Raw genomic sequence first — 18,191 nt, 5'->3', positions numbered from 1 at the left:
TAGCAACATACTCGTAGTAAAGCTCTGTTCCTTCGACATCTATCTTTTGACCATTACTCAAATTTCTCTCCCCCAATAAAGGATTCTTCTTTATCAAGTTAATTTCGATGACCTATAAAACAATCGCTCCGAGATTGTGGAAGAAAGGTCTGATTACTGTATTACACTTGAGGATTTAAATGTTTCTAGACTTTTTGTAAGTGCGTATCCTTAAAGTTACTTGGATACTTCAAACCATAGCCGATGGTCCTATCCATACCGATATGCGCGATCCAAATCATACTTAATGCCAACATCTTATCTTGGTTTAACACAATACTAAGAATGATAAGCATTAATGGAATGACATACGTATGTCCAAAATTATAAATAGTTGAACCTATTGAATTATTAATGACGTAACCCAACATAGATATATCTGGAACTAGTAAACAAAGGAAGAATAGCCACCAACTCCAATCCATACTGGCATAAAAATATATTGTAACAAGTAAGACGATCAATCCTTCAATATGCAACAAAGATTTACTCATTTTATCCTTTTCACTCCCGACCCCATTATATTTACGTGTTCTAACGGATGGTTTTGATCTCTTGTAAATGACTTATTCTTTTCTCTTGTACACCTTATTACTTTCAACGATAGTGCACCCACTATTTTGAAATGTCTTTAACATAGGTAGATTATCTTTTCCTGTACTCCCTATATAATAGGAAGCATCAAAATCATTTTTCAGTATTTCCAGCGCTTGCTTATGAAGCTGCTTACTCTTTCCCTTACCTCTCTCATTTGGAACTAATCCAAAGTAAAAAAGTCGACCTTCGTTAGTAGTACCTGGTTCTATATGTGGCATTACTACACCTAAAGGGAGTTTACTTTCATACGCTACAAGACAGGATGCTTTATAGGTTGAACCTAGCTCAACCTCCACACTTCGCATTTGTTCTTCTACATTTAATGAAGAAGATGCATTTAATGAGTTATCCATCGATTCTTTCCAAACTTTCTGAAAATCACTCGTGGAAATTTCATTTAATGATTTAAATGAAAAGGAAACATCTTCTTTTAGTGAAATGTTATCTAAATCTCTTCGTACAGTAATATTTTCATCACGTAACTCAAAGCCATTGTTTTCTAAAAGTGCGTCAATTTCACTATTAAACTTAGAGTTAACTAGCACGATGACATTTTTTACGCTTCTAATGGAAGGATCTATTCTCATATGATCAATAAGTTCAACCATTTCAGAATGAGTAAGATTCTTCGTTTCTTCAATTGTTAAAAATGTTTCCCCTTCAACAAATTTCACTTTTTCATAAAGGTCCATTCTTTTGGAAAGTTGCTCATATTCTTTTGTGGAAAGGATCTTTGCGATAAAAGAAGATTTCTCGTTTCTGTACTCCTCCATATCTTCACCTTCAAATGATTGTAGGCTTCTGTATATGATGGATGTTCGCAGAAAAATTGAGTTACTTTGCGAAAATTATCTACTGAAGAACCATTAACCGTGAGCTGAATACCAACAGGGAGCATTTCATCTTCCTTTTCAAATGCACAAAAAAAGGAGGTTTGGTCACTACCAGTGTTTAAACTATACATTGCCATCAATGATTCTTTTGCTTCGGGAAAATCTTCTTGAGTCACTCTAACTTGAAGATCGACATCTCCTTTTGTCAAAGACCCTCTAACTCCTGTACTACCAACATGATAAACCTGTGATTCAGGTAATACTTGTTTAATCAACTCTAAATGTTTTTGAAAGACTGTTTCTGCTTTTATTCTAAACTCCTTTTCAGGAGCGAATGTAACTATCTCCGTCATAACCGCAGTACCTCCTGAGTTTTATAATATCGATGTTGTACAACTCAGAAATCACATTGGAATCCCTCGCATTTCGTTTAATTTTATCCAGCAACATTAAAATCACTAGCAGAACATTTATTATGTAATCTATAATCTGCTACTCAAACTTCTACTACCAATTATTTCAAACTATCCCACATAACTCAATCTTTTCCTTAAAGTAAAAAAAGCCTATCTTATTACAGATAAGCTCCGAGATAGTTGAAGACCTGGAACCAAGATAATTACCCTGCCAATTCAGCAGGGTAATTATCTTCATTTTAAAACTTTTTTGGCATCTCCCGGTAATGCCCGTACTTGCTTTAAATAATTAGTCATATTTTCATCTTCATGGAGTGGATAGTCAAACGACAGATGATATGCAATTTCCTTGCCTAATTCTCTAAATAATTCCCCACAAATGAACAACGAATTCCATATGTTCTCGTAATTGTCATCAGAATAAGTAGCTTTGTACTTATTCCAGTGAGAGTCCGGAAGCTGTTTTCTAAAATAGTTTCCTACTTTTCCAGTTGATACTTCGAAATTAGTGGCAATCCCAATCCACCATTCAACCATCTTATTTAACTCCTGTCTGACCACACATTCCATCATAAACTTTGCGTAAGGTAACTCATCTCGCCATATGCTTTTAGCAATGTTTTGTTGGCACCACCAGAAGTTATTACAGCAGCTTAAATACATAGCCTCTGTAGGTTTTTTTACATGGTAGTCACTATCGGTTGGCTCTGGGATACTAGGTAAACAGTTATCTTTATCTAACAAAGGAACCGTTAGTTTGTCTTTTAAATAATGCTCCCTCATATGTTGTTTCGTTTCAATATGAAGATCAATTCGATTACCATCGTTGAAGAGCATTAAATACCCATAAGATTCTCTAAAGTTCGTTTCCATTCCGCTTTGCCGACTATTTTTATCTGGTTCTTGGAACATAAGTATATCTCCGAAGCCGTGTATCCAATCTTCACTATTGATAAATGACAAGGTTTCTTTTACTACATATACAATATCGTAATCTTGAAAAATATCTTTTGACACGTTCGGATTTGTCCTGGAGCCATTCATATAAACAGCACGAACTCTTTTATCTTCCTTAGCTCTATTGATTATGAGGTTCATCATTTCTTGTTCACTTCTCATTTATTATCCCTCCGTAGATGTAATAGTTTATAATGATTGTTTGTTCCATCTTAAGGAGGATCTCGTGAAAGATATCTCTCACTTGTTAAAAATGAGGTTTATAACTTATTAAATCTTTTCTTCATATGTAAATTCCTTTCTTTGAAAAATGTCTTTATTTAGCATGGTTCGATAGCCGAAAAGAAAATCCCTTTTTAGGTTAAGTAATTATAATAAATATAGATATCAAACATTTATTGATATGCTCCGAGATACTTGAGGATGGTAAATAAAGATCCTTCTGTCTTAAAGTTAAGACTTTTCTTCTTTTGATAACAGTCCAACAATGAACATAACAATAGCATATACAATAATCGTAGTTATTAATAAAGTTAATGGATTAAAATGTTCATGCAAAAATGGGGACAAAACTATTACTATCACCAATAGTATTGCACCAGCTATTTTTTGGTTTTTCTTCTTTTTTGCAACTTCCATTTTCAACGATAACCTCCCTTTATTCCTGGGTTACTCTTAAATAATGAAAAGCTGCAAAGACACCTTACTCAACTTTCGCTCCGAGTTTGTTGATTAGCTAGAATCAATCGATTAACCTAAACTTCGTATATACGTGGTAGCCCTTTACTGTGACCTCACCATTCTGTTTTTTTCCGTTATAGTATGTAACTTCTAAAGTATCTTCTCCATCTTTCAAAACAAGCATATAACTTGAACCGATGGCATCCCAGGTGTCAGTTCTCTTAGAAGTGTTTATCTGATCAATTATTTTTTCAACTCGATTCTGATCGTTAGTTTCATACAAGGTCTCACCTGAATCATTGTTAACCACTTTAACTTCAGTATATTGTTTTGAAATTAACGGATCCTTGCTACAAGAGGCTAGTATGATAGTAATGATGAGAAGTAAAGGAATAAAACTCCTCATTATGTCAGCCCCTTTCTTATAAGCCATTTACGAAATTTCAAAACTACTTGCTCCAGAATCCAGCCCTCAGCTATACTGCGCTTACTACCTAAACGCTCCGAGTTTGTGGAAGATTGTCATTTAACTTCCAATACTCGATTACTGTTCTTTCTTTTGCTTTAGCAACCGTTAGTGAAAATACCTAGTAGGAGATTACTCATATATCTATTCCAAAAAAATTAAATAGTTCTGAAATGATTTCATCACTTCCTGGTTGAAACATAAATATTGAGAACGCAATACTTATGACCCCTATCAATACCAAGCCATTTCTTTTATTCCCAAGTAGCCCCTTAACAACTAAAAATATTCCTACAAATAATATTAAGAAATACCAAAACCCCATAACCTCACCCCTTAATAGAATAACGTTTCGTCAAATATTGCACCAGATTGCTAAGCGATAACTACTGTGTAGCTATCGCTCCGATTATCTTTAGTAATATGTTATATAAGCTTCCAAGCTATGAATCCCACTACAATTATAACCAACCCTATTATTTTATTAAAAAATTTCAGTATAAAACCAATCACTATTCCTAAGATACACAACCACTTATAATCATAGGTGGGACGAACATACTCTGCTATGTATCCCATCCAAGTACCAGATATTAATAGCATTAATCCTAATAACACTATTACATTAATAGCAATATCTAACCCTTTTAAATATCCTTTCATTTGCTCCCACCTTCCAGCCACTCTTACACTCATAACAACTAATGTTTTTAACGTGGATACCCTGATTAAAAGGGATTGCCAGCCCTTACTTTTCATTAAGCAAAAGCTCCGATATAATGGAAGAAGCTATTTCTTTTTGATACCGTATATTATTAATGCCACGCCAGAAAAAAGAAAAAAAGGTACAAATAAGTTGCTGAAGAAACCATTTGCCTCCACCTCAGGGATTGTGCCTGTCATTCTGCCTGATAAAAAACCAGCCTTTATTAAACTCGATGAAATTAAGGAAAATCCACGATCAAGTGTATAAATAAGTCCAGACATTATCACAAGTACAAACCCGGTTATTCTATAAAAATTCATATTTCAGTAATCACTCTCCTACTTCCATAAACAAGTATATAGCCATATATTTTTTGGTTTAACTAAACTGCCCTTAACCCTGCACAGAGCATTTACGTGTTATCCTAGAAAAGCTCCGAGTTTCTAGAAGACTTGATTCGAGATATATTAGAGTGAATTTAAACTAAATGCAAGTTACCTTAACAACTTCTCTAGCTTTATTTCGTCTCTGATTGGAATACCATTGTTACCTTCAAAAGGAATCTCTGGTTTCAACTTTCTTGCTTCTTCAACTGCATTTCTAAATATCTTTGCTAAAACATATCCCCGTTTTTGGTAAAACTTAAGGGCTAACAAATTATCATTAGTGGTTATAAGATTCATGTATGTACATTTATTCTCTAAAGCCATTTCCTCTACTGCTTTTATAAGAGTAGTCCCTATCCCTTTATTTTCTACTGCACTATCTAATGAAATAATTTCGCATTCGTCGTTGGTTATTATGTAAGTAATTAAACCAATAACTTTTGTTTTATTATCTAAAACCACATACCCATCTAATTTACTACAATTATAGATACCAGAAGAAATAACCATTCCTGTACTACCCCAATGCCGCTTAAAAAACTCAATTACTTTAGCTTGAGAAATTTCACTAATTGCTATGAGCTCCAAACTCCTCCATTATATTAAGTATTAAAAATTCTCTAAAAGCTCCGTTAGTAAAAGCTAAATACAGTTATATATATAACACAGTAAACTATTGAATAATCGCTCCCTTTAACAAAGAATCCTGCAAACAAATTTCCAAATCTAGCCGTCACTTACCTAACCGTGGGTTGAGACCTACTAATTTTCACTAAATCATTATAATCACACCCGTTATTATCCAATTGCACCTCCACAAACAACTGAATAAAAGTAACTTCTGTGGTCAATTATATGACAGTGCTTGAAAGAAAGGTGGCACTATAAAATGAATTTAATTAGGAGGATTAGTATGGGTATTTTAAGTGGAAATCCAACAGATGAGCCTATGCATTACGGAGAGGTTTTTAGTCTATGGACTTTTGTGCTTACTACAAAGGGGTTGATAGCTGGTTACCAAACTTCATTAAATCATACTGGTGACAGCGACTTACACAAACTTCTAGAAGAAACTATTTCTGGTGGACAACAAGAAGTGAAACAGGTCGAAAATCTTCTCAAAGAAAATGGAATTGGTTTACCACCTACCCCACCTGATCGACCAAAGGCCTCCTTGGAAGATATTCCAGCTGGTGCACGAATGCAGGACCCTGAGATAGCAGCTTCCCTATCTAAAGATATTGCAGCAGGGCTTGTTACTTGTAGTCAAATTATGGGTCAGTCTATCCGTGAAGATATTGCAATGATGTTTGGGCAATTTCACACGCAAAAAGCTACATTAGGTGGAAAATCATTAAAGCTTAATAAAGAAAAAGGTTGGTTAATCCCACCACCTTTGCATCATAGTAACTCAGAGAATAGTTAATTAAATGGAAGTCGCTAAAGTTGGCGACTTCCATTTACATTTAATAAACGCCTTTTGCTATCGCCCGCGATAGTGGAAGAGAAATCATATTTACTTCATTGTCATCTCAACATTTTTTTGAATCATTACTACACTAGCATCTAAATCTACGTGTGAACTTTCTCATCTATGCATCAAACTCTATATGCTTCTTATCAACCTCGTGGTGTGAGTCCTCTACACTCTGACCACCTTTACCTTGAACAGAATACCAATAATAGAAATTTTCCAGATTGAATCTTCTCTGGAAATATAGTTTCGATGTACATATTTTGATCTTTATGAGTTAATAAAAATTCCTCCTTATTGTCATTTAAAAACTCTAACCACTCGTCAACTACATAATGGCTAACTTTAAGACTAAGGGAATATTTACAATAACAAAGGCGCATCTTATATCTTGAGGAGGTGCCACTCATGACACATTTAAAATTAATGGCCCTTAAGTTCGTTTTCACTTTAGGTATTCTGTTTGGGATTTTAGGTTTGGGATTTGACGTCTCTTTTGGAAACGTCCTTCTCATTTCCCTCGCCGTTAGTGTTCTCGGCTATTTAGGGGACGTTACAATTTTGGCAAAAACAAGCAACATTATGGCCACTGTGGGAGATTTTGTCCTTAGCTTTGCGGTCATATACTTTATGACCGATGCACTGACTGTAGGAGACGACGTATTTGCAGCCACACTAATCTCTGCATTCTCCTTAGGGATTTTCGAATACTTCTTTCATCAATCAGTGGCAAGAAGCCTCGATCAGGAAAAGAAAGAGCATCACCAAGTCCGTTCTTCTGGTCAACTGCAAACGGAGGCTTCGGAAGAACTCTTTCCTTATGAACGAGAGGATAAAGATAAATAAACGTATGTCCAAGGGAGAACAATTCAATGTTTTCCCTTGTTTTTTCTAAATATATCTTGTTCTTATCCAGAGAATAAGGTTACATCATCTAACGACCAGTGATACCATATCCTATTACAACAAAGAACTTTAGTATGCAGAAAAGCTACAGGAAATCTCACGACAGCACAGAAATGTAATGAGATTCTATCAGTTCTTATTACAACTAGAACTTCTTTGTGGGGAGAAAAACATCTATTCACTCTCTTTTTAATAATTAATTATAGGATGCTTCTCTTCAATTTTATGTATCATGTTGAATATCACGAAACGGATAAACTTGCACGTTATTAAATTAAACAAAAAGGAGTGTGATCCTCTAACGCTCCGAGATTGTTGAAGACTCAAAATTGAGATGAGATAAGTTTGTTTTCAATATCTTAATTAACCAATTTGATAAATTTAACTTAGTAAACGACCTCACCATAAGGAGTGACAAGGAGACTTCTTTTTTGAATAACGACTTTAATAGTTTTATTGATATTTTCCTTATCACTTAGCTTTTGAGGTTTTGGTTTTATCCCCTCGTACCACTCTTTGCCTTTTTCCTCTTCCACCCACCAGTCAAAATATACTTCAATATCATCTTGGTTGTAGTAATTGAATATTTCTTGCTCACTGAGAGAAGATGATAATTTCATGAAAGCGACTACCGTTGGATATCCTCCATTACCCCTAGGCCCTCCTCCATAGTTGTAGGCAAAATCATAACCTTTCTCAATTAGTACTGTGTTTGGAGGAATTGAATACTCATATAGTTCATTCGCGAATTCTTTTGCGTATCTATATTCTTGTCCATATATATAGTATACAAAAACACTAAATACAAGAATTGATATTACAAGTAAATAAACTGATTTTTTTTGCACTGATTTCTCCTCGATTCAAGATTTGAAAAGAGATATGTTTTAGTCATTTCCTTTATCTTTCACTTCCATCTGATGTCCTGATTTTTTCATTTCAAAATACTTGTCCATTATCCGTTCGCTAATATCATGATTAATTTCATTAGTGTTATCGATATCTGGCACTACAACTGCAAAAGCCACTTCAGGATCATCAGAAGGAGCATACCCTACAAGAGTTAAATTATAGTTATTTTCTCCAAACTCTGCAGTTCCAGTTTTTGCGGAGGGGTTATAAGATTTATCACTAAAAAAATTGGCCGTGCCTTGATTAGTATGTGTAACCATCCATAGGCCTTTTTTAACTATATCAAAGTACTTTTGATCAATATTCACAGTGTTCATTACTTTAGGTGTATACTGATATAAAATATTTTTTGAAAGCTCATCTCCATTATTAGCTTCATGCACTTCTTTGAGTAAATGTGCCTCCATCCTTTGTCCATCATTTGCTACGGTTGAAATGTATTGAACCATTTGAATAGGGGTATAAGTGTCAAACTGACCAATACTGAGATCAAGCAAATTACCTAATATATTACTATTCCCTTCATAACCAGTTGCTTCAGAAGGGATATCCACTCCGGTGCTTACTCCTAAACCAAATCGAGAAAACACATTCCTCATTTTTGAATAAGCTTCTATATCGAAAGCCCCGCCTTGATTTTTTTCATACTTATGATTAGCTATTTCCATTGCAATATTAAACATATAGACATTGGATGATCGTTGAAGGGCAGTTAATTCATTAATACTCCCCATGTTCACATATGATTTCTTTGGTTCTGTTCCAGGAAAATATAGTGGAGTATCATAAAAATAAGTATTTGGTTGAATGGCCCTATAGTGAAAGCCCGTTAATACAGTAGCTGCTTTAACAGTAGATCCCATTGCATAAGCATCCATAAATGCTCCGTATGAACGATCTTCAAATCCCTTATTTGTTAGTTCTTGTCCTGAAGCTGCTAATATTTCTCCAGTTTTTGGCTCCATCATTACTGCATAAGCGCGTTCCAACGAATAATTTCCTTCTGAGCGTGCTTCTTGTATCTCTTCTTTTAAAATCTCATCTACAGATTGTTGAAGCTCCATATCTAAAGTTAACACTAGATCTCCGCCTCTGGAGCCCGGAATTTCTTCTGGATCTCCAATTGGATTTCCTTCTTTATCAGTTACAAATTTTGTTTTTGACGGTTGTCCCCTTAAATACTCTTCATATTGTCTTTCTAAGAAACTAATTCCCACACTATCATTTAATCCATAACCCTTTTGAAGATAAGCATCTACTTCCTCTTCGGCAATTTGTCCTGTATTTCCTAATAGAGTTTTTATTGTTTCATTATAAGGGTATTCACGAATCGCATCAGCTGCAACTTCTATCCCCGGGAGGTCACTCAGATGTTCGCTCACTTCAGCAATTTCATCTTTCGTCAAATCCTGTTTAATTGTTTGGGAAGATAATGCGTATCCACCATCCATTTCACGTTTAATGGCTGCAATTTCTAATTCTTTTTTTGAGATTTTATTTAGATCTGATTCTTTAATACGATCTAACTGTAACTGATACGCATCTTTGTCACTAAGATCTTTGGTTTCTTTATCGCTTAACTTCGATCTTGCCTCTTTTGGACGAGTAATAATCCAATAATCTTTCAAGTCTCTTTCAGTTAATTTTTCAGTCCCTTTCTCAATGTACTTTGAAAGATGTTCTGCCACTTCCAGTTTTTCTTGTTGAGTAGTCCCCTGTGTCTTAGTATAAGTAATAATAAAGGTAGGTTTATTATCTACTACAACTCTTCCGTAACGATCAAACATCATACCTCTAGGGGAAGTTGTTTTAGCCTCCACATTATCTGTTTCTTCTACTTGATTTTCAAAATCATCACCTTGAGCTAATTGGAGATATCCTAAACGAAAAATTAAAACAGAAAACAGTAAGAATACGAACAAAAACAATATATTTAGCCGGTATGGTAAATGACTCCTTTTTTCTTTCTTTATGCTATTCATGATGCCCCCTGTAAACTATCCTACTTCAATCATTCTTTTTGAATGAGGCTAATAATCGTTTCGTTACTTCTGCAGAAATATCCTGGGTTACGATTTCGTATTTGTAATCATCAGATTTTCCAATAAAATGAGATTCCGGAATATTGTTAAGTTTGTAGCTAACCCAATGAATCCCATTTAAATCAAACTCTTCAAGCTTATCTTTCGCTCCTGTATCGAAATCTCCTATCGAACGAACAACCGCATCTTTATGATACTGACGAACGTATAAAAGTTTGGATCCTGAGCCATCTTCATCTTCATCCTTTTTATAGCTATAAGTTAGATAGGCCTGTTTATAGTCTTTATATTTTTCATAACTAGCAGAATAAAGTTCCAACTCCTTATTCTTGAATTCATATAAAAATGGTAGTTCTTTCTCAAGTCTCGTCAAGACGACATCGACTTCCTCTGGATAATAATCCGCGTGATCCACTACCTCTATATCTGCTTCTTTCGAATCTTCATAAGAAGGCTGATCTACTTCCATCTCACTATAATTTTCAAGATTAGGTATAAACTCTTTTGAGGAAATTGGTAGATTTATTTCTAAACGGTCTGGGTGTAGGTAGCTAGTCACCTCTCCATTTTGATCGTATACTTCATACTGCACGAGAATACCTGTGTCTTTATCTACCCAAAAACGAAATTGGTTACCTTTCATTCGATCTGTATCACTTTTTGGTATCTCGCCATATAAAACAATTGTATTATGGCCGAGTAGTTCTTCGTTTTGTTTTTCAATATCCCAAAGATTTTCTTCTCTTAAATAATAAGCTACTTTTTCATATGGAAACAAAGAGATATGGGCACTGCTATCCGGTGGACTTTGCCTGAATACGCCAGGAGAATCATAGAGCTTTCTTAACTCCACCTGGAATACTTCGTTTGGATAAACGGTTTGCTGTTTGCCGTTAACTTCAGGTTCATTCACATAATATTCCTCTCTATTGTTGTCAATTCTCCATACCTTTTGTCCATCATAAAATGTTTTATTTATATTGGACTTAACTCCCATTATCTCTTCATCATAAAAAGAGGTTGAGATCACAGATTCTCCAACATGTTCTTCCAAGCTAACCGTATACTCGATCCTTTCATTGCTTTCTGAGTTATCATCGTATACATTTTGTAATTCAAATTCTCCTGATGCTGTACTAAAATAATCAACAGTATTCAGCATTTTTGTAGACACATCTTCTTTTGACAAATTATCGTATAGTTCATCCTGAGCCGGGGGAGTGAAAAAGTTATCCTCATCGCCCGCCTTTATATCGCTTTTTAATTCACTTGTTTCATTTGTTGGAGATGCTTCATCAAGAGCCATGAACCCCAACTTATCCAGAGTTAAATAACCAATTCCAAACATAACAATTACCGTAAATCCTATACTTAACAAAAACCCTAATCTTTGCTGGATGGTGATTCTTGTCTTCTTTTGATTGTAATAAATGGCATTCTTGACGTTTCGTTTATGTTTATTGTCAAAATCAATATCTTTTAACACTGTTTCATTCATATCCTCTTTAAGATTCTTTAAGAAATCATCCATCTGTTTTACCTCCTTCGAGTCGTTTTTTTAACAAAATACGTCCTCTATGTAAACGAGACTTCACTGTTTGCATTCGTATTTGCAACAACTCAACGATTTGGTTATAAGATAGTTCTTCATAATAATAGAGAATAATCACTTCTCGATACTTGACTGGTAACGACATAACCTGTTCAGAAAGCATTCTTTTACTTTCTAAATTTATCAATTCAGTTTCCGGAGTATCATATGTATGACGAGACTTTGAAAAGAAATCATTTAAAACGATATTTTTAAAGGACCAACTTCTCAGCTTATCCTTGCATAAATTTACAGTTATTCTATAAATCCAAGTTTTATAAGTTGAATCATTTCGAAAACTATCTAGATTTTTATAGCATTTAATAAAAACTTCTTGTGCGATATCTTCAGCAAGCTGTTGTTGTTTTGTATAGGTAAATGCTAAGCGAGTGATATTTCTTCCGTACTCGTTCATTAACCATTCAACTCGCTCTTCTTTGCTGAGATCATCTTCATATTCATCATCCCGTTTTTTACTAGTAATCATCTTTCACACCCTTTCACCTATTAGACGGAACATAGCTCATTTGGTTGTATTTTTTTCTGAAGGTTATGATGAATTTTCTTTACTGGACTTTGAAAGGATACTTAAAGTGAGGACAACACACGGAATCAATAGAAGTTAGATATGTATTGACCCTTAGATAAATGGATCGCTCTTATTCGGTTTTGAGAAGAACAGAATTAAAAGTATAACACTATGCATAACCAATTCAATAATTATAGACAGCAAGGAAAATTTCCATAGAAAAAGGAGCTTATCTTATTGAAGATAAGCTCCGAGATTGTGGAAGATTGAATTTCTAAGAATCTAAGAAGTTAATGACAGAGCTCACGAATTTACTAGTTTCTTCTAAATCAGGAAAATGGGCACTTTTATAAAATAACTCCCACTGACTGCACTTTAACTCTCTATGTATTATCTTAGATATACTCAGTCCAGTATTACGATCAAAAATCCCTGTAATGAGTAAAGTTTGGTTTGGTATTTCTTTCAAACGATTTATTAATGGAAATGATGCCGGGTTTGTAGTTAAAGCTTCTAACATCAAACCGGTATTAATTAGTTTGCTTTCTTCCCAAAACTTACGATTCAATTGAGCAATGTCTTGATTTTCAAACAATAATAGATCTACTGTCTTACCATCAATACCATTCCATAGCTTACCGTACATTTCATCTATAGTAAGTCCTTCATCCTGAAAATCTTTAAAAGTTTTGATAACCTTTTCATTTGATACGGAAAGGATACCCCCGCTATCTGAACCATTTTTTGTATATCAGTCGCCATTAAACTTGGAGCTGATAGAACAATTTTATTAATTTCATCTTTAAATGCGTAGGCAAACTCCAGAGCAAGTTCTCCTCCGAAAGAATATCCTAACAAATCGACTTTTCTGGTTCCTAACCATTTTAGTAAATGAGCTCTTACTTTCCCCTCTTCTTTAATTGAACATGGAACAAAAAAAATACCGTAATTTCTTTTTAGCCAAAAAATGACTCTTTAGATCCTCATTCGACTCTTACTTTTACCAACTCTTAAATATTTTGCTTTGAGTAACGAATCAAACCACGTTTAATAAATCCACCGTTTAGGAAACGGTGGATTTATTAAAGGTTATCCGGCACAACAAGAAAGTTTGGAAACATCTTTATCAAAGGTTAAACTAGCTAATTTTAGTCCTTCAGCCATTGTAAGGTATGGTGCCATTGTATCCTGAAGGTCTTCAGCTGTGAGTTTGAATTTCACAGCTAAGGTAGCTGCATAAATGACATCCCCCGCATTTTCTGCTACAACGTGTGCTCCAATGATTTGGTGATTGTCTTCATCCATCACGAGTTTGAACACACCTGTCGTTTCGTGATTGACCAAAGCTCTTGGTACAGCTTCCAAATGCAAGACAGAACTTTTCACATTGTATCCCTGTTCTCTTGCGAGTTGTTCCGTTAGACCTACAGATGCAACGGAAGGAGACGTGAAAGTCACAGCTGGAACGGTCGTTAAGTCTTGTTCTATTTTTTGAGACCCTGTCATGTTCTTTGCGACTAGATTTCCTTGATAGGCAGCTACATAAACAAATTGAGGACTTAACGTAACGTCTCCTGCTGCGTATATGTGAGGTACGCTTGTTTCTAAAAGTTTATTAATTAATACTTCTCCAGCATTACCAATCTTCACACCAGCACTTTGAAGCTGGAGTGCTGACGTATTAGGGGCGCGTCCAGCTGCAACCAATAATTGATCTCCCGTCACAATCCGGTCTTCTCCGTTCGTACGGATATGAACTTCCTTTATATTGCCTTTTTGGACAACCTTGTTGTACTCCACATTTTTTACAAACCTGATCCCTTTTTCGGAGAGCGATTTTTCGATGGCTTCAGAAATTTCGGGATCGTACTCTTTAAGAACACGATTACTTCGTTGCATTAATGTCACTTCTGCTCCTAAATCATTGAACATTTGACCCAATTCTAACGCAATATACCCTGTTCCGATTACCAAGAGATGCTTTGGTACTTCTGTTAAATTCAAGGCGGAAGTGCTTGTTAGATAGTCGCTCTCTATCAGTCCAGGTATATCAGGAACAGCAGGTGACGCTCCTGTGGCGATCAGAAAATGGCTTGCAGTAACCTCTTGTTTATTTACGATGATCGTGTGTGCATTTTTAAACCGCGCTTCGCCTTTTATCAGATCAAATCCGTAATCCTCAATAAGACCTTCGTATTTATCTCTACGCAACTTCTGAACAAGTTCGTCTTTTTGTTCTTTAATTTGGGATAAGTCTGGCTTGTTTGATTGAAGTGCTAAACCTTTGAAAGGGTTATGATGAGCATGGCTGTTCAGTTCTCCAGCTCTTAACAACACTTTTGATGGAACACAACCAATGTTTACACACGTCCCTCCGACCGTTCCTTTCTCGACCATCGCCACTTTCGCCCCATTTTCTGACGCTTGAATCGCAGCTGAAAAAGCCGCGCCACCTGATCCGATGACAACAAGATCGTACTCCTTATCTGAAGAAGATACGGATTTGCTTGCTGTAGGATTGGGATCAAGAACATCAACAACTTTGTATGGCGTTTTATCGAAAGCTTTTTTAAACTTTTCACGACCTAAAGAATCTGGATGATGAAAGATAGCGTCGCCTTTGCGAAAACTTACATTAATATCTTCGGCACCCAGACTTTCTAGTGTTTTAAAGACATGACGTTCACAGTGATCACAAGTCATGCCTTCGATTCTCATCTCTGTTTTGTTCATTTCAATGTTCCTCCTCATATTTATTCTTCATTCAAATTTGAGCTTGCAAAAGCTCTTATTATCATAAACTAAGAACAACAATTCTCTTTTCCATTGGAAGTTTTAGTTTTTTTACGAAATGAAAAAAAAGTTATTAAAATAAATAGAACTAATGCAGGAATCAAAACGTAATCCAAATAGCCAGTTAATGCACCGAGGCCAACAGTGCCTAGTAAAATAGCTAATACGGGAGTTGTACAACAAATAAGAGCAATGATTGTCCCTACTACGCCTGTAATAAGCGTCTTATTTCTCTTCATAAGAATCCTCCTTGAATCATTCCACAATGAGTGTTTCTATGATAGGACACTCATGAAGATCCTTTGTACTTGGGCATCGTTCCTTAAGATCAATAAGGAGGTGTTGTATCCGAGCCAAGTCGTTTATTTTTTTCTCTATTTCCTTTTCTTTAAATGCTACGTATTCATACATATCCTGGCACCGTACATCATCTTTATCCACTACGCCTAGTAATTTGTGAATTTCGTCTAATGAAAAACCCAGCTCTTGCATTCGTTTAATAAATTTCACGCGTTTAATGGAATGATCATTGTATATCCGATATCCTGATTCATTCCGAAATGGCACAGGTATTAAGTCCTTTCGTTCGTAATAGCGTATCGTTTCTTTATTGACGTCGCAAAGGTTCGCTAATTCGCTTATTTGATATCCCACCATCATCACCTCCATACATAGAATAACCCCTGTACCATAGTACAGGGTCAAGTGTAAAAGATGTCTTTTATTAAATTAACCAACTATAATTTCTAGGTTAATTTATATTGAAATCGTTCATCTGAAATATCACGTCTCAAATTGGTTTGTTTATAAATTAAGTAAGTCGAAACTTCTGTCTCACACATTAGTATGGAGTTAGGAGGAACTCATTGAATACCTATGTTCGTTTAGAAGCCCCATAACGGATGCCACTAAAATCTGATAGATCCTTATCCATCGTAACCAAATCTTCCCTGGTCAACTCCGAAGTTGTTCGTTTCCCTAGTACTTGGACCGCACTCTTCATTTCGGTCATACAGGAGTTCAAGAAGTTTGCGAGGTCCTTCGCTCCCTCTTCTACATCAAATTGTTCTCTGAGTTTGCCTGAGTACAGGGCGAGTTGCGGGGGAGGCGATTCTGGCAAGGCTTTGACCATCTGGCTCTGGAGGATCGCCATCAATGCAATCGATCCGATATAGACAGCATCAGCTCCAATCGCCAGTGCTTTTAAGAAATGACCAGGGGTTGTCAATCCTCCAGAAACTATGATTTGGTACTTTTCCTTCAAATTATGTTCGTTCAGCCAATCAACAGCTCTCACTAAAGAGTGAAGTGTCGGAAGACCAAAATCATCTTCAAGTGTAGGGGGTGCACCAGCCGTTCCTCCTTCTGCTCCATCGATGACGATATAATCCACATTCATCTTAGCGATCACTTCTAAGTCATATTCAATAAAATCAGACCCCGCAATTTTTATACCAACAGGAACCTCTGCCTCACTTTTCACTCGGTTTACTAACTCTACGATGTCATCACTTTTCTTTACATTTGGAAACCGAGGTTTGATCGTTGACCCCTCTCCTTCTTCCAAGCCCCACGTTTCTCGAAGGTGATCGCGAATATCTTCGGATTTTGTTTCAATTTCAGCTGCACCTCCCCAGGCACCTTGACCTAACTGAAATTCAATCGCATCCAAATGCTTAAGATCTTCTTCTTTCATCCTCATCGCTCGATTGTATTGGCCAATCAACAGGTCAGCACTATCACGTTCTTCGTCCGTCAAACCGGTTTCACCCGTATTTGTCGCAGTTCCTGCTTTCGATGTTCCTTTAGCAATGGCTACTTTCATCTTTAAACTTAACGAACCACCATAAGACATTCCCGTTAATAGAATAGGCATGGATAATTTCAGGGGTTTCTTAGCATTCGGTCCAATGACCGTTTTGGTTTCAATACTTTTTTTACTCTCCGTTGGCAATTGGTGAAGCTGTCTTGGACTGAACATCACCTTTTCCCACGGGGACAAGACGTTAGGACTTCCAATGGGTCGTTTGATTTCTTGTCCTGTTTCCGCCCTCATCCCTGCCTCCATAATGGCTCGTGGGGTTAGTTTTGCAGCTATCGTCGTCATGAGAAAAGGATTTTCTTCGTACTTCTTTGTTAACATGTTTTTCATAGCGGCATCCATTGTTGGATCCATGAACCACAACATCATTTTTTCAATCATTACTTACTTCCTCCTTTATCAAAACACGGTGAAAACCTTTTACAAGTTAGTTATTTCCTAATACCACTAAACTATGTCATTATATTTTATCTTACAGTTAAAGACGCAAGACCATACACCAATTGTACTTTTACATACCATAATAAAGTACAAACACTTTCCTTATTTAAAACACGTAAATAAATGACAAATTTCTCTGGTGATTTTGCATTTGGCTCCGAATTGTTTGTGATGTTCATTGTTATAGTAACATTATTTAAAGGATACATTGGGTACGACCACTAACCCATAAGGCGTTTTCTCTCTGAGATTTTAATACTAGTAAAGAAAGAAGATGATAAATCATGTCTTATAGAAAGAGATACAGAAGACCGGAATTCTGTGTTTTTCCCGGTTATCGCTGGTGCGGACCTGGATGCAGTGGCCCTGGGGCTCCCATTAATGAAACGGATGCCGCATGCAAAGCGCACGACGATTGTTATAGAAAAACAAGAAACCATTGTGCATGCGACGAAGCATTTATAAATAGACTAACAGCCTTACAAACGGCCCCTACTCAAGAAGGCCGTCATGCAAGGCTGATGATTCACTTCATGAAACTGAAACGACTTTTCACTTGTTCTTTTTGAAAGCTCTTCTTCAAAATTATTATCTCATTTA

Annotated in this window: 23 protein-coding genes and 1 pseudogene; 4 read left to right on the top strand and 20 right to left on the bottom strand. The window is 35.9% G+C overall.

The window, feature by feature from the left end:
- Positions 1 to 185: 185 nt before the first annotated feature.
- The 8 genes from ABVF21_RS20705 to ABVF21_RS20670 form a co-directional block, all read right to left on the bottom strand.
- Positions 186 to 533 carry a DUF4260 domain-containing protein gene (locus tag ABVF21_RS20705; protein WP_371018907.1) on the bottom strand — a complete coding sequence of 116 codons (348 nt, stop codon included), beginning with the start codon at positions 531 to 533 and terminating at the stop codon, positions 186 to 188.
- Positions 534 to 605: 72 nt separating this feature from the next.
- The gene (locus ABVF21_RS20700) at positions 606 to 1,328 is read right to left on the bottom strand and encodes a GNAT family N-acetyltransferase (protein ID WP_371018906.1); all 723 of its coding nucleotides are present in this window, start codon (positions 1,326 to 1,328) and stop codon (positions 606 to 608) included.
- Positions 1,307 to 1,822: a GrpB family protein gene (locus ABVF21_RS20695; RefSeq protein WP_371018905.1), complete on the bottom strand. Its 516-nt coding sequence runs from the start codon at positions 1,820 to 1,822 to the stop codon at positions 1,307 to 1,309. Before ABVF21_RS20695 ends, ABVF21_RS20700 begins: the two co-directional genes overlap by 22 nt.
- A 297-nt stretch (positions 1,823 to 2,119) precedes the next feature.
- On the bottom strand, positions 2,120 to 3,004 hold the full coding sequence (locus tag ABVF21_RS20690; RefSeq protein ID WP_371018904.1) for an aminoglycoside 6-adenylyltransferase: 885 nt from the start codon (positions 3,002 to 3,004) through the stop codon (positions 2,120 to 2,122).
- A 291-nt stretch (positions 3,005 to 3,295) separates the two neighbouring features.
- Positions 3,296 to 3,487, bottom strand: coding sequence for a hypothetical protein (locus tag ABVF21_RS20685; RefSeq protein ID WP_371018903.1), 192 nt, complete (start codon positions 3,485 to 3,487; stop codon positions 3,296 to 3,298).
- 97 nt (positions 3,488 to 3,584) lie between these two features.
- Positions 3,585 to 3,929: a hypothetical protein gene (locus ABVF21_RS20680; RefSeq protein WP_371018902.1), complete on the bottom strand. Its 345-nt coding sequence runs from the start codon at positions 3,927 to 3,929 to the stop codon at positions 3,585 to 3,587.
- 196 nt (positions 3,930 to 4,125) lie between these two features.
- Complete coding sequence (locus ABVF21_RS20675) at positions 4,126 to 4,314, bottom strand: hypothetical protein (protein WP_371018901.1); 189 nt, start codon at positions 4,312 to 4,314, stop codon at positions 4,126 to 4,128.
- A gap of 101 nt (positions 4,315 to 4,415) precedes the next feature.
- Positions 4,416 to 4,652, bottom strand: a complete 237-nt coding sequence (locus ABVF21_RS20670; protein WP_371018900.1) for a hypothetical protein — start codon at positions 4,650 to 4,652, stop codon at positions 4,416 to 4,418.
- A 136-nt stretch (positions 4,653 to 4,788) separates the two neighbouring features.
- Here ABVF21_RS20670 and ABVF21_RS20665 point away from each other — a divergent pair, with 136 nt between their 5' ends.
- Positions 4,789 to 4,962, top strand: a complete 174-nt coding sequence (locus ABVF21_RS20665; protein ID WP_371018899.1) for a hypothetical protein — start codon at positions 4,789 to 4,791, stop codon at positions 4,960 to 4,962.
- A 227-nt stretch (positions 4,963 to 5,189) separates the two neighbouring features.
- On the opposite strand, the gene ABVF21_RS20660 is transcribed toward ABVF21_RS20665, so the two are convergent.
- Positions 5,190 to 5,669: a GNAT family N-acetyltransferase gene (locus tag ABVF21_RS20660; protein ID WP_371018898.1), complete on the bottom strand. Its 480-nt coding sequence runs from the start codon at positions 5,667 to 5,669 to the stop codon at positions 5,190 to 5,192.
- 325 nt (positions 5,670 to 5,994) lie between these two features.
- Between ABVF21_RS20660 and ABVF21_RS20655 the strand changes: the two genes are divergently transcribed.
- Positions 5,995 to 6,507, top strand: a complete 513-nt coding sequence (locus ABVF21_RS20655) for a DUF3231 family protein (protein ID WP_371018897.1) — start codon at positions 5,995 to 5,997, stop codon at positions 6,505 to 6,507.
- Between the two features lie 90 nt (positions 6,508 to 6,597).
- Here the strand turns inward: ABVF21_RS20655 and ABVF21_RS20650 are convergent.
- Positions 6,598 to 6,938 (bottom strand): annotated as a pseudogene (locus tag ABVF21_RS20650) (DUF6176 family protein).
- A 25-nt stretch (positions 6,939 to 6,963) separates the two neighbouring features.
- On the opposite strand from ABVF21_RS20650, the gene ABVF21_RS20645 reads away from it, so the two are divergent.
- Entirely contained in the window at positions 6,964 to 7,401 is a 438-nt protein-coding gene (locus ABVF21_RS20645; protein WP_371018896.1) for a YndM family protein, read from the top strand.
- Between the two features lie 446 nt (positions 7,402 to 7,847).
- On the opposite strand, the gene ABVF21_RS20640 is transcribed toward ABVF21_RS20645, so the two are convergent.
- The 10 genes from ABVF21_RS20640 to ABVF21_RS20595 form a co-directional block, all read right to left on the bottom strand.
- Positions 7,848 to 8,309: a hypothetical protein gene (locus tag ABVF21_RS20640; RefSeq protein WP_098444768.1), complete on the bottom strand. Its 462-nt coding sequence runs from the start codon at positions 8,307 to 8,309 to the stop codon at positions 7,848 to 7,850.
- 39 nt (positions 8,310 to 8,348) lie between these two features.
- Entirely contained in the window at positions 8,349 to 10,355 is a 2,007-nt protein-coding gene (locus tag ABVF21_RS20635; RefSeq protein ID WP_371018895.1) for a peptidoglycan D,D-transpeptidase FtsI family protein, read from the bottom strand.
- Positions 10,356 to 10,380: 25 nt separating this feature from the next.
- Positions 10,381 to 11,946, bottom strand: a complete 1,566-nt coding sequence (locus ABVF21_RS20630; protein ID WP_371018894.1) for a hypothetical protein — start codon at positions 11,944 to 11,946, stop codon at positions 10,381 to 10,383.
- Entirely contained in the window at positions 11,939 to 12,493 is a 555-nt protein-coding gene (locus ABVF21_RS20625; protein ID WP_257147693.1) for a sigma-70 family RNA polymerase sigma factor, read from the bottom strand. The genes ABVF21_RS20630 and ABVF21_RS20625 overlap by 8 nt, the downstream gene beginning before the upstream one ends.
- Before the next feature lie 316 nt (positions 12,494 to 12,809).
- Positions 12,810 to 13,181, bottom strand: coding sequence for an alpha/beta fold hydrolase (locus ABVF21_RS20620; RefSeq protein WP_371018893.1), 372 nt, complete (start codon positions 13,179 to 13,181; stop codon positions 12,810 to 12,812).
- Positions 13,182 to 13,186: 5 nt separating this feature from the next.
- Positions 13,187 to 13,456 carry an alpha/beta fold hydrolase gene (locus ABVF21_RS20615; RefSeq protein ID WP_371018910.1) on the bottom strand — a complete coding sequence of 90 codons (270 nt, stop codon included), beginning with the start codon at positions 13,454 to 13,456 and terminating at the stop codon, positions 13,187 to 13,189.
- Between the two features lie 168 nt (positions 13,457 to 13,624).
- A complete protein-coding gene (gene merA, locus ABVF21_RS20610) occupies positions 13,625 to 15,268 on the bottom strand; it encodes a mercury(II) reductase (RefSeq protein ID WP_371018892.1) in 1,644 nt (547 codons plus the stop codon).
- 68 nt (positions 15,269 to 15,336) lie between these two features.
- Entirely contained in the window at positions 15,337 to 15,567 is a 231-nt protein-coding gene (gene merF / locus ABVF21_RS20605) for a mercury resistance system transport protein MerF (RefSeq protein ID WP_371018891.1), read from the bottom strand.
- Positions 15,568 to 15,583: 16 nt separating this feature from the next.
- Complete coding sequence (gene merR, locus ABVF21_RS20600; RefSeq protein ID WP_371018890.1) at positions 15,584 to 15,985, bottom strand: Hg(II)-responsive transcriptional regulator; 402 nt, start codon at positions 15,983 to 15,985, stop codon at positions 15,584 to 15,586.
- A 217-nt stretch (positions 15,986 to 16,202) separates the two neighbouring features.
- The gene (locus tag ABVF21_RS20595; RefSeq protein WP_371018889.1) at positions 16,203 to 17,531 is read right to left on the bottom strand and encodes an FMN-binding glutamate synthase family protein; all 1,329 of its coding nucleotides are present in this window, start codon (positions 17,529 to 17,531) and stop codon (positions 16,203 to 16,205) included.
- Between the two features lie 344 nt (positions 17,532 to 17,875).
- Here ABVF21_RS20595 and ABVF21_RS20590 point away from each other — a divergent pair, with 344 nt between their 5' ends.
- Complete coding sequence (locus ABVF21_RS20590) at positions 17,876 to 18,160, top strand: phospholipase (protein ID WP_371018888.1); 285 nt, start codon at positions 17,876 to 17,878, stop codon at positions 18,158 to 18,160.
- The last annotated feature ends 31 nt before the right edge of the window (positions 18,161 to 18,191 follow it).

This window comes from Pseudalkalibacillus sp. JSM 102089 (genome assembly GCF_041366475.1).
In the GTDB taxonomy this organism is placed as follows: domain Bacteria; phylum Bacillota; class Bacilli; order Bacillales; family Guptibacillaceae; genus Guptibacillus; species Guptibacillus hwajinpoensis_B.
Note: the sequence above shows the minus strand (reverse complement) of the source record. Positions and strands in the feature narration are given on the sequence as shown.

What these genes read in the sequence shown, in the direction of transcription:
- ABVF21_RS20595 (WP_371018889.1), bottom strand. Translation starts at nt 17,531, where the DNA reads ATGATTGAAAAAATGATGTTGTGGTTCATGGATCCAACAATGGATGCC.
- ABVF21_RS20670 (WP_371018900.1), bottom strand. Translation starts at nt 4,652, where the DNA reads ATGAAAGGATATTTAAAAGGGTTAGATATTGCTATTAATGTAATAGTG.
- ABVF21_RS20690 (WP_371018904.1), bottom strand. Translation starts at nt 3,004, where the DNA reads ATGAGAAGTGAACAAGAAATGATGAACCTCATAATCAATAGAGCTAAG.
- ABVF21_RS20700 (WP_371018906.1), bottom strand. Translation starts at nt 1,328, where the DNA reads ATGGACCTTTATGAAAAAGTGAAATTTGTTGAAGGGGAAACATTTTTA.
- ABVF21_RS20705 (WP_371018907.1), bottom strand. Translation starts at nt 533, where the DNA reads ATGAGTAAATCTTTGTTGCATATTGAAGGATTGATCGTCTTACTTGTT.
- ABVF21_RS20630 (WP_371018894.1), bottom strand. Translation starts at nt 11,946, where the DNA reads ATGGATGATTTCTTAAAGAATCTTAAAGAGGATATGAATGAAACAGTG.
- ABVF21_RS20590 (WP_371018888.1), top strand. Translation starts at nt 17,876, where the DNA reads ATGTCTTATAGAAAGAGATACAGAAGACCGGAATTCTGTGTTTTTCCC.
- ABVF21_RS20655 (WP_371018897.1), top strand. Translation starts at nt 5,995, where the DNA reads ATGGGTATTTTAAGTGGAAATCCAACAGATGAGCCTATGCATTACGGA.
- ABVF21_RS20645 (WP_371018896.1), top strand. Translation starts at nt 6,964, where the DNA reads ATGACACATTTAAAATTAATGGCCCTTAAGTTCGTTTTCACTTTAGGT.
- ABVF21_RS20695 (WP_371018905.1), bottom strand. Translation starts at nt 1,822, where the DNA reads ATGACGGAGATAGTTACATTCGCTCCTGAAAAGGAGTTTAGAATAAAA.
- merA (WP_371018892.1), bottom strand. Translation starts at nt 15,268, where the DNA reads ATGAACAAAACAGAGATGAGAATCGAAGGCATGACTTGTGATCACTGT.
- ABVF21_RS20675 (WP_371018901.1), bottom strand. Translation starts at nt 4,314, where the DNA reads ATGGGGTTTTGGTATTTCTTAATATTATTTGTAGGAATATTTTTAGTT.
- merF (WP_371018891.1), bottom strand. Translation starts at nt 15,567, where the DNA reads ATGAAGAGAAATAAGACGCTTATTACAGGCGTAGTAGGGACAATCATT.
- ABVF21_RS20680 (WP_371018902.1), bottom strand. Translation starts at nt 3,929, where the DNA reads ATGAGGAGTTTTATTCCTTTACTTCTCATCATTACTATCATACTAGCC.
- merR (WP_371018890.1), bottom strand. Translation starts at nt 15,985, where the DNA reads ATGGTGGGATATCAAATAAGCGAATTAGCGAACCTTTGCGACGTCAAT.
- ABVF21_RS20635 (WP_371018895.1), bottom strand. Translation starts at nt 10,355, where the DNA reads ATGAATAGCATAAAGAAAGAAAAAAGGAGTCATTTACCATACCGGCTA.
- ABVF21_RS20620 (WP_371018893.1), bottom strand. Translation starts at nt 13,181, where the DNA reads ATGTACGGTAAGCTATGGAATGGTATTGATGGTAAGACAGTAGATCTA.
- ABVF21_RS20625 (WP_257147693.1), bottom strand. Translation starts at nt 12,493, where the DNA reads ATGATTACTAGTAAAAAACGGGATGATGAATATGAAGATGATCTCAGC.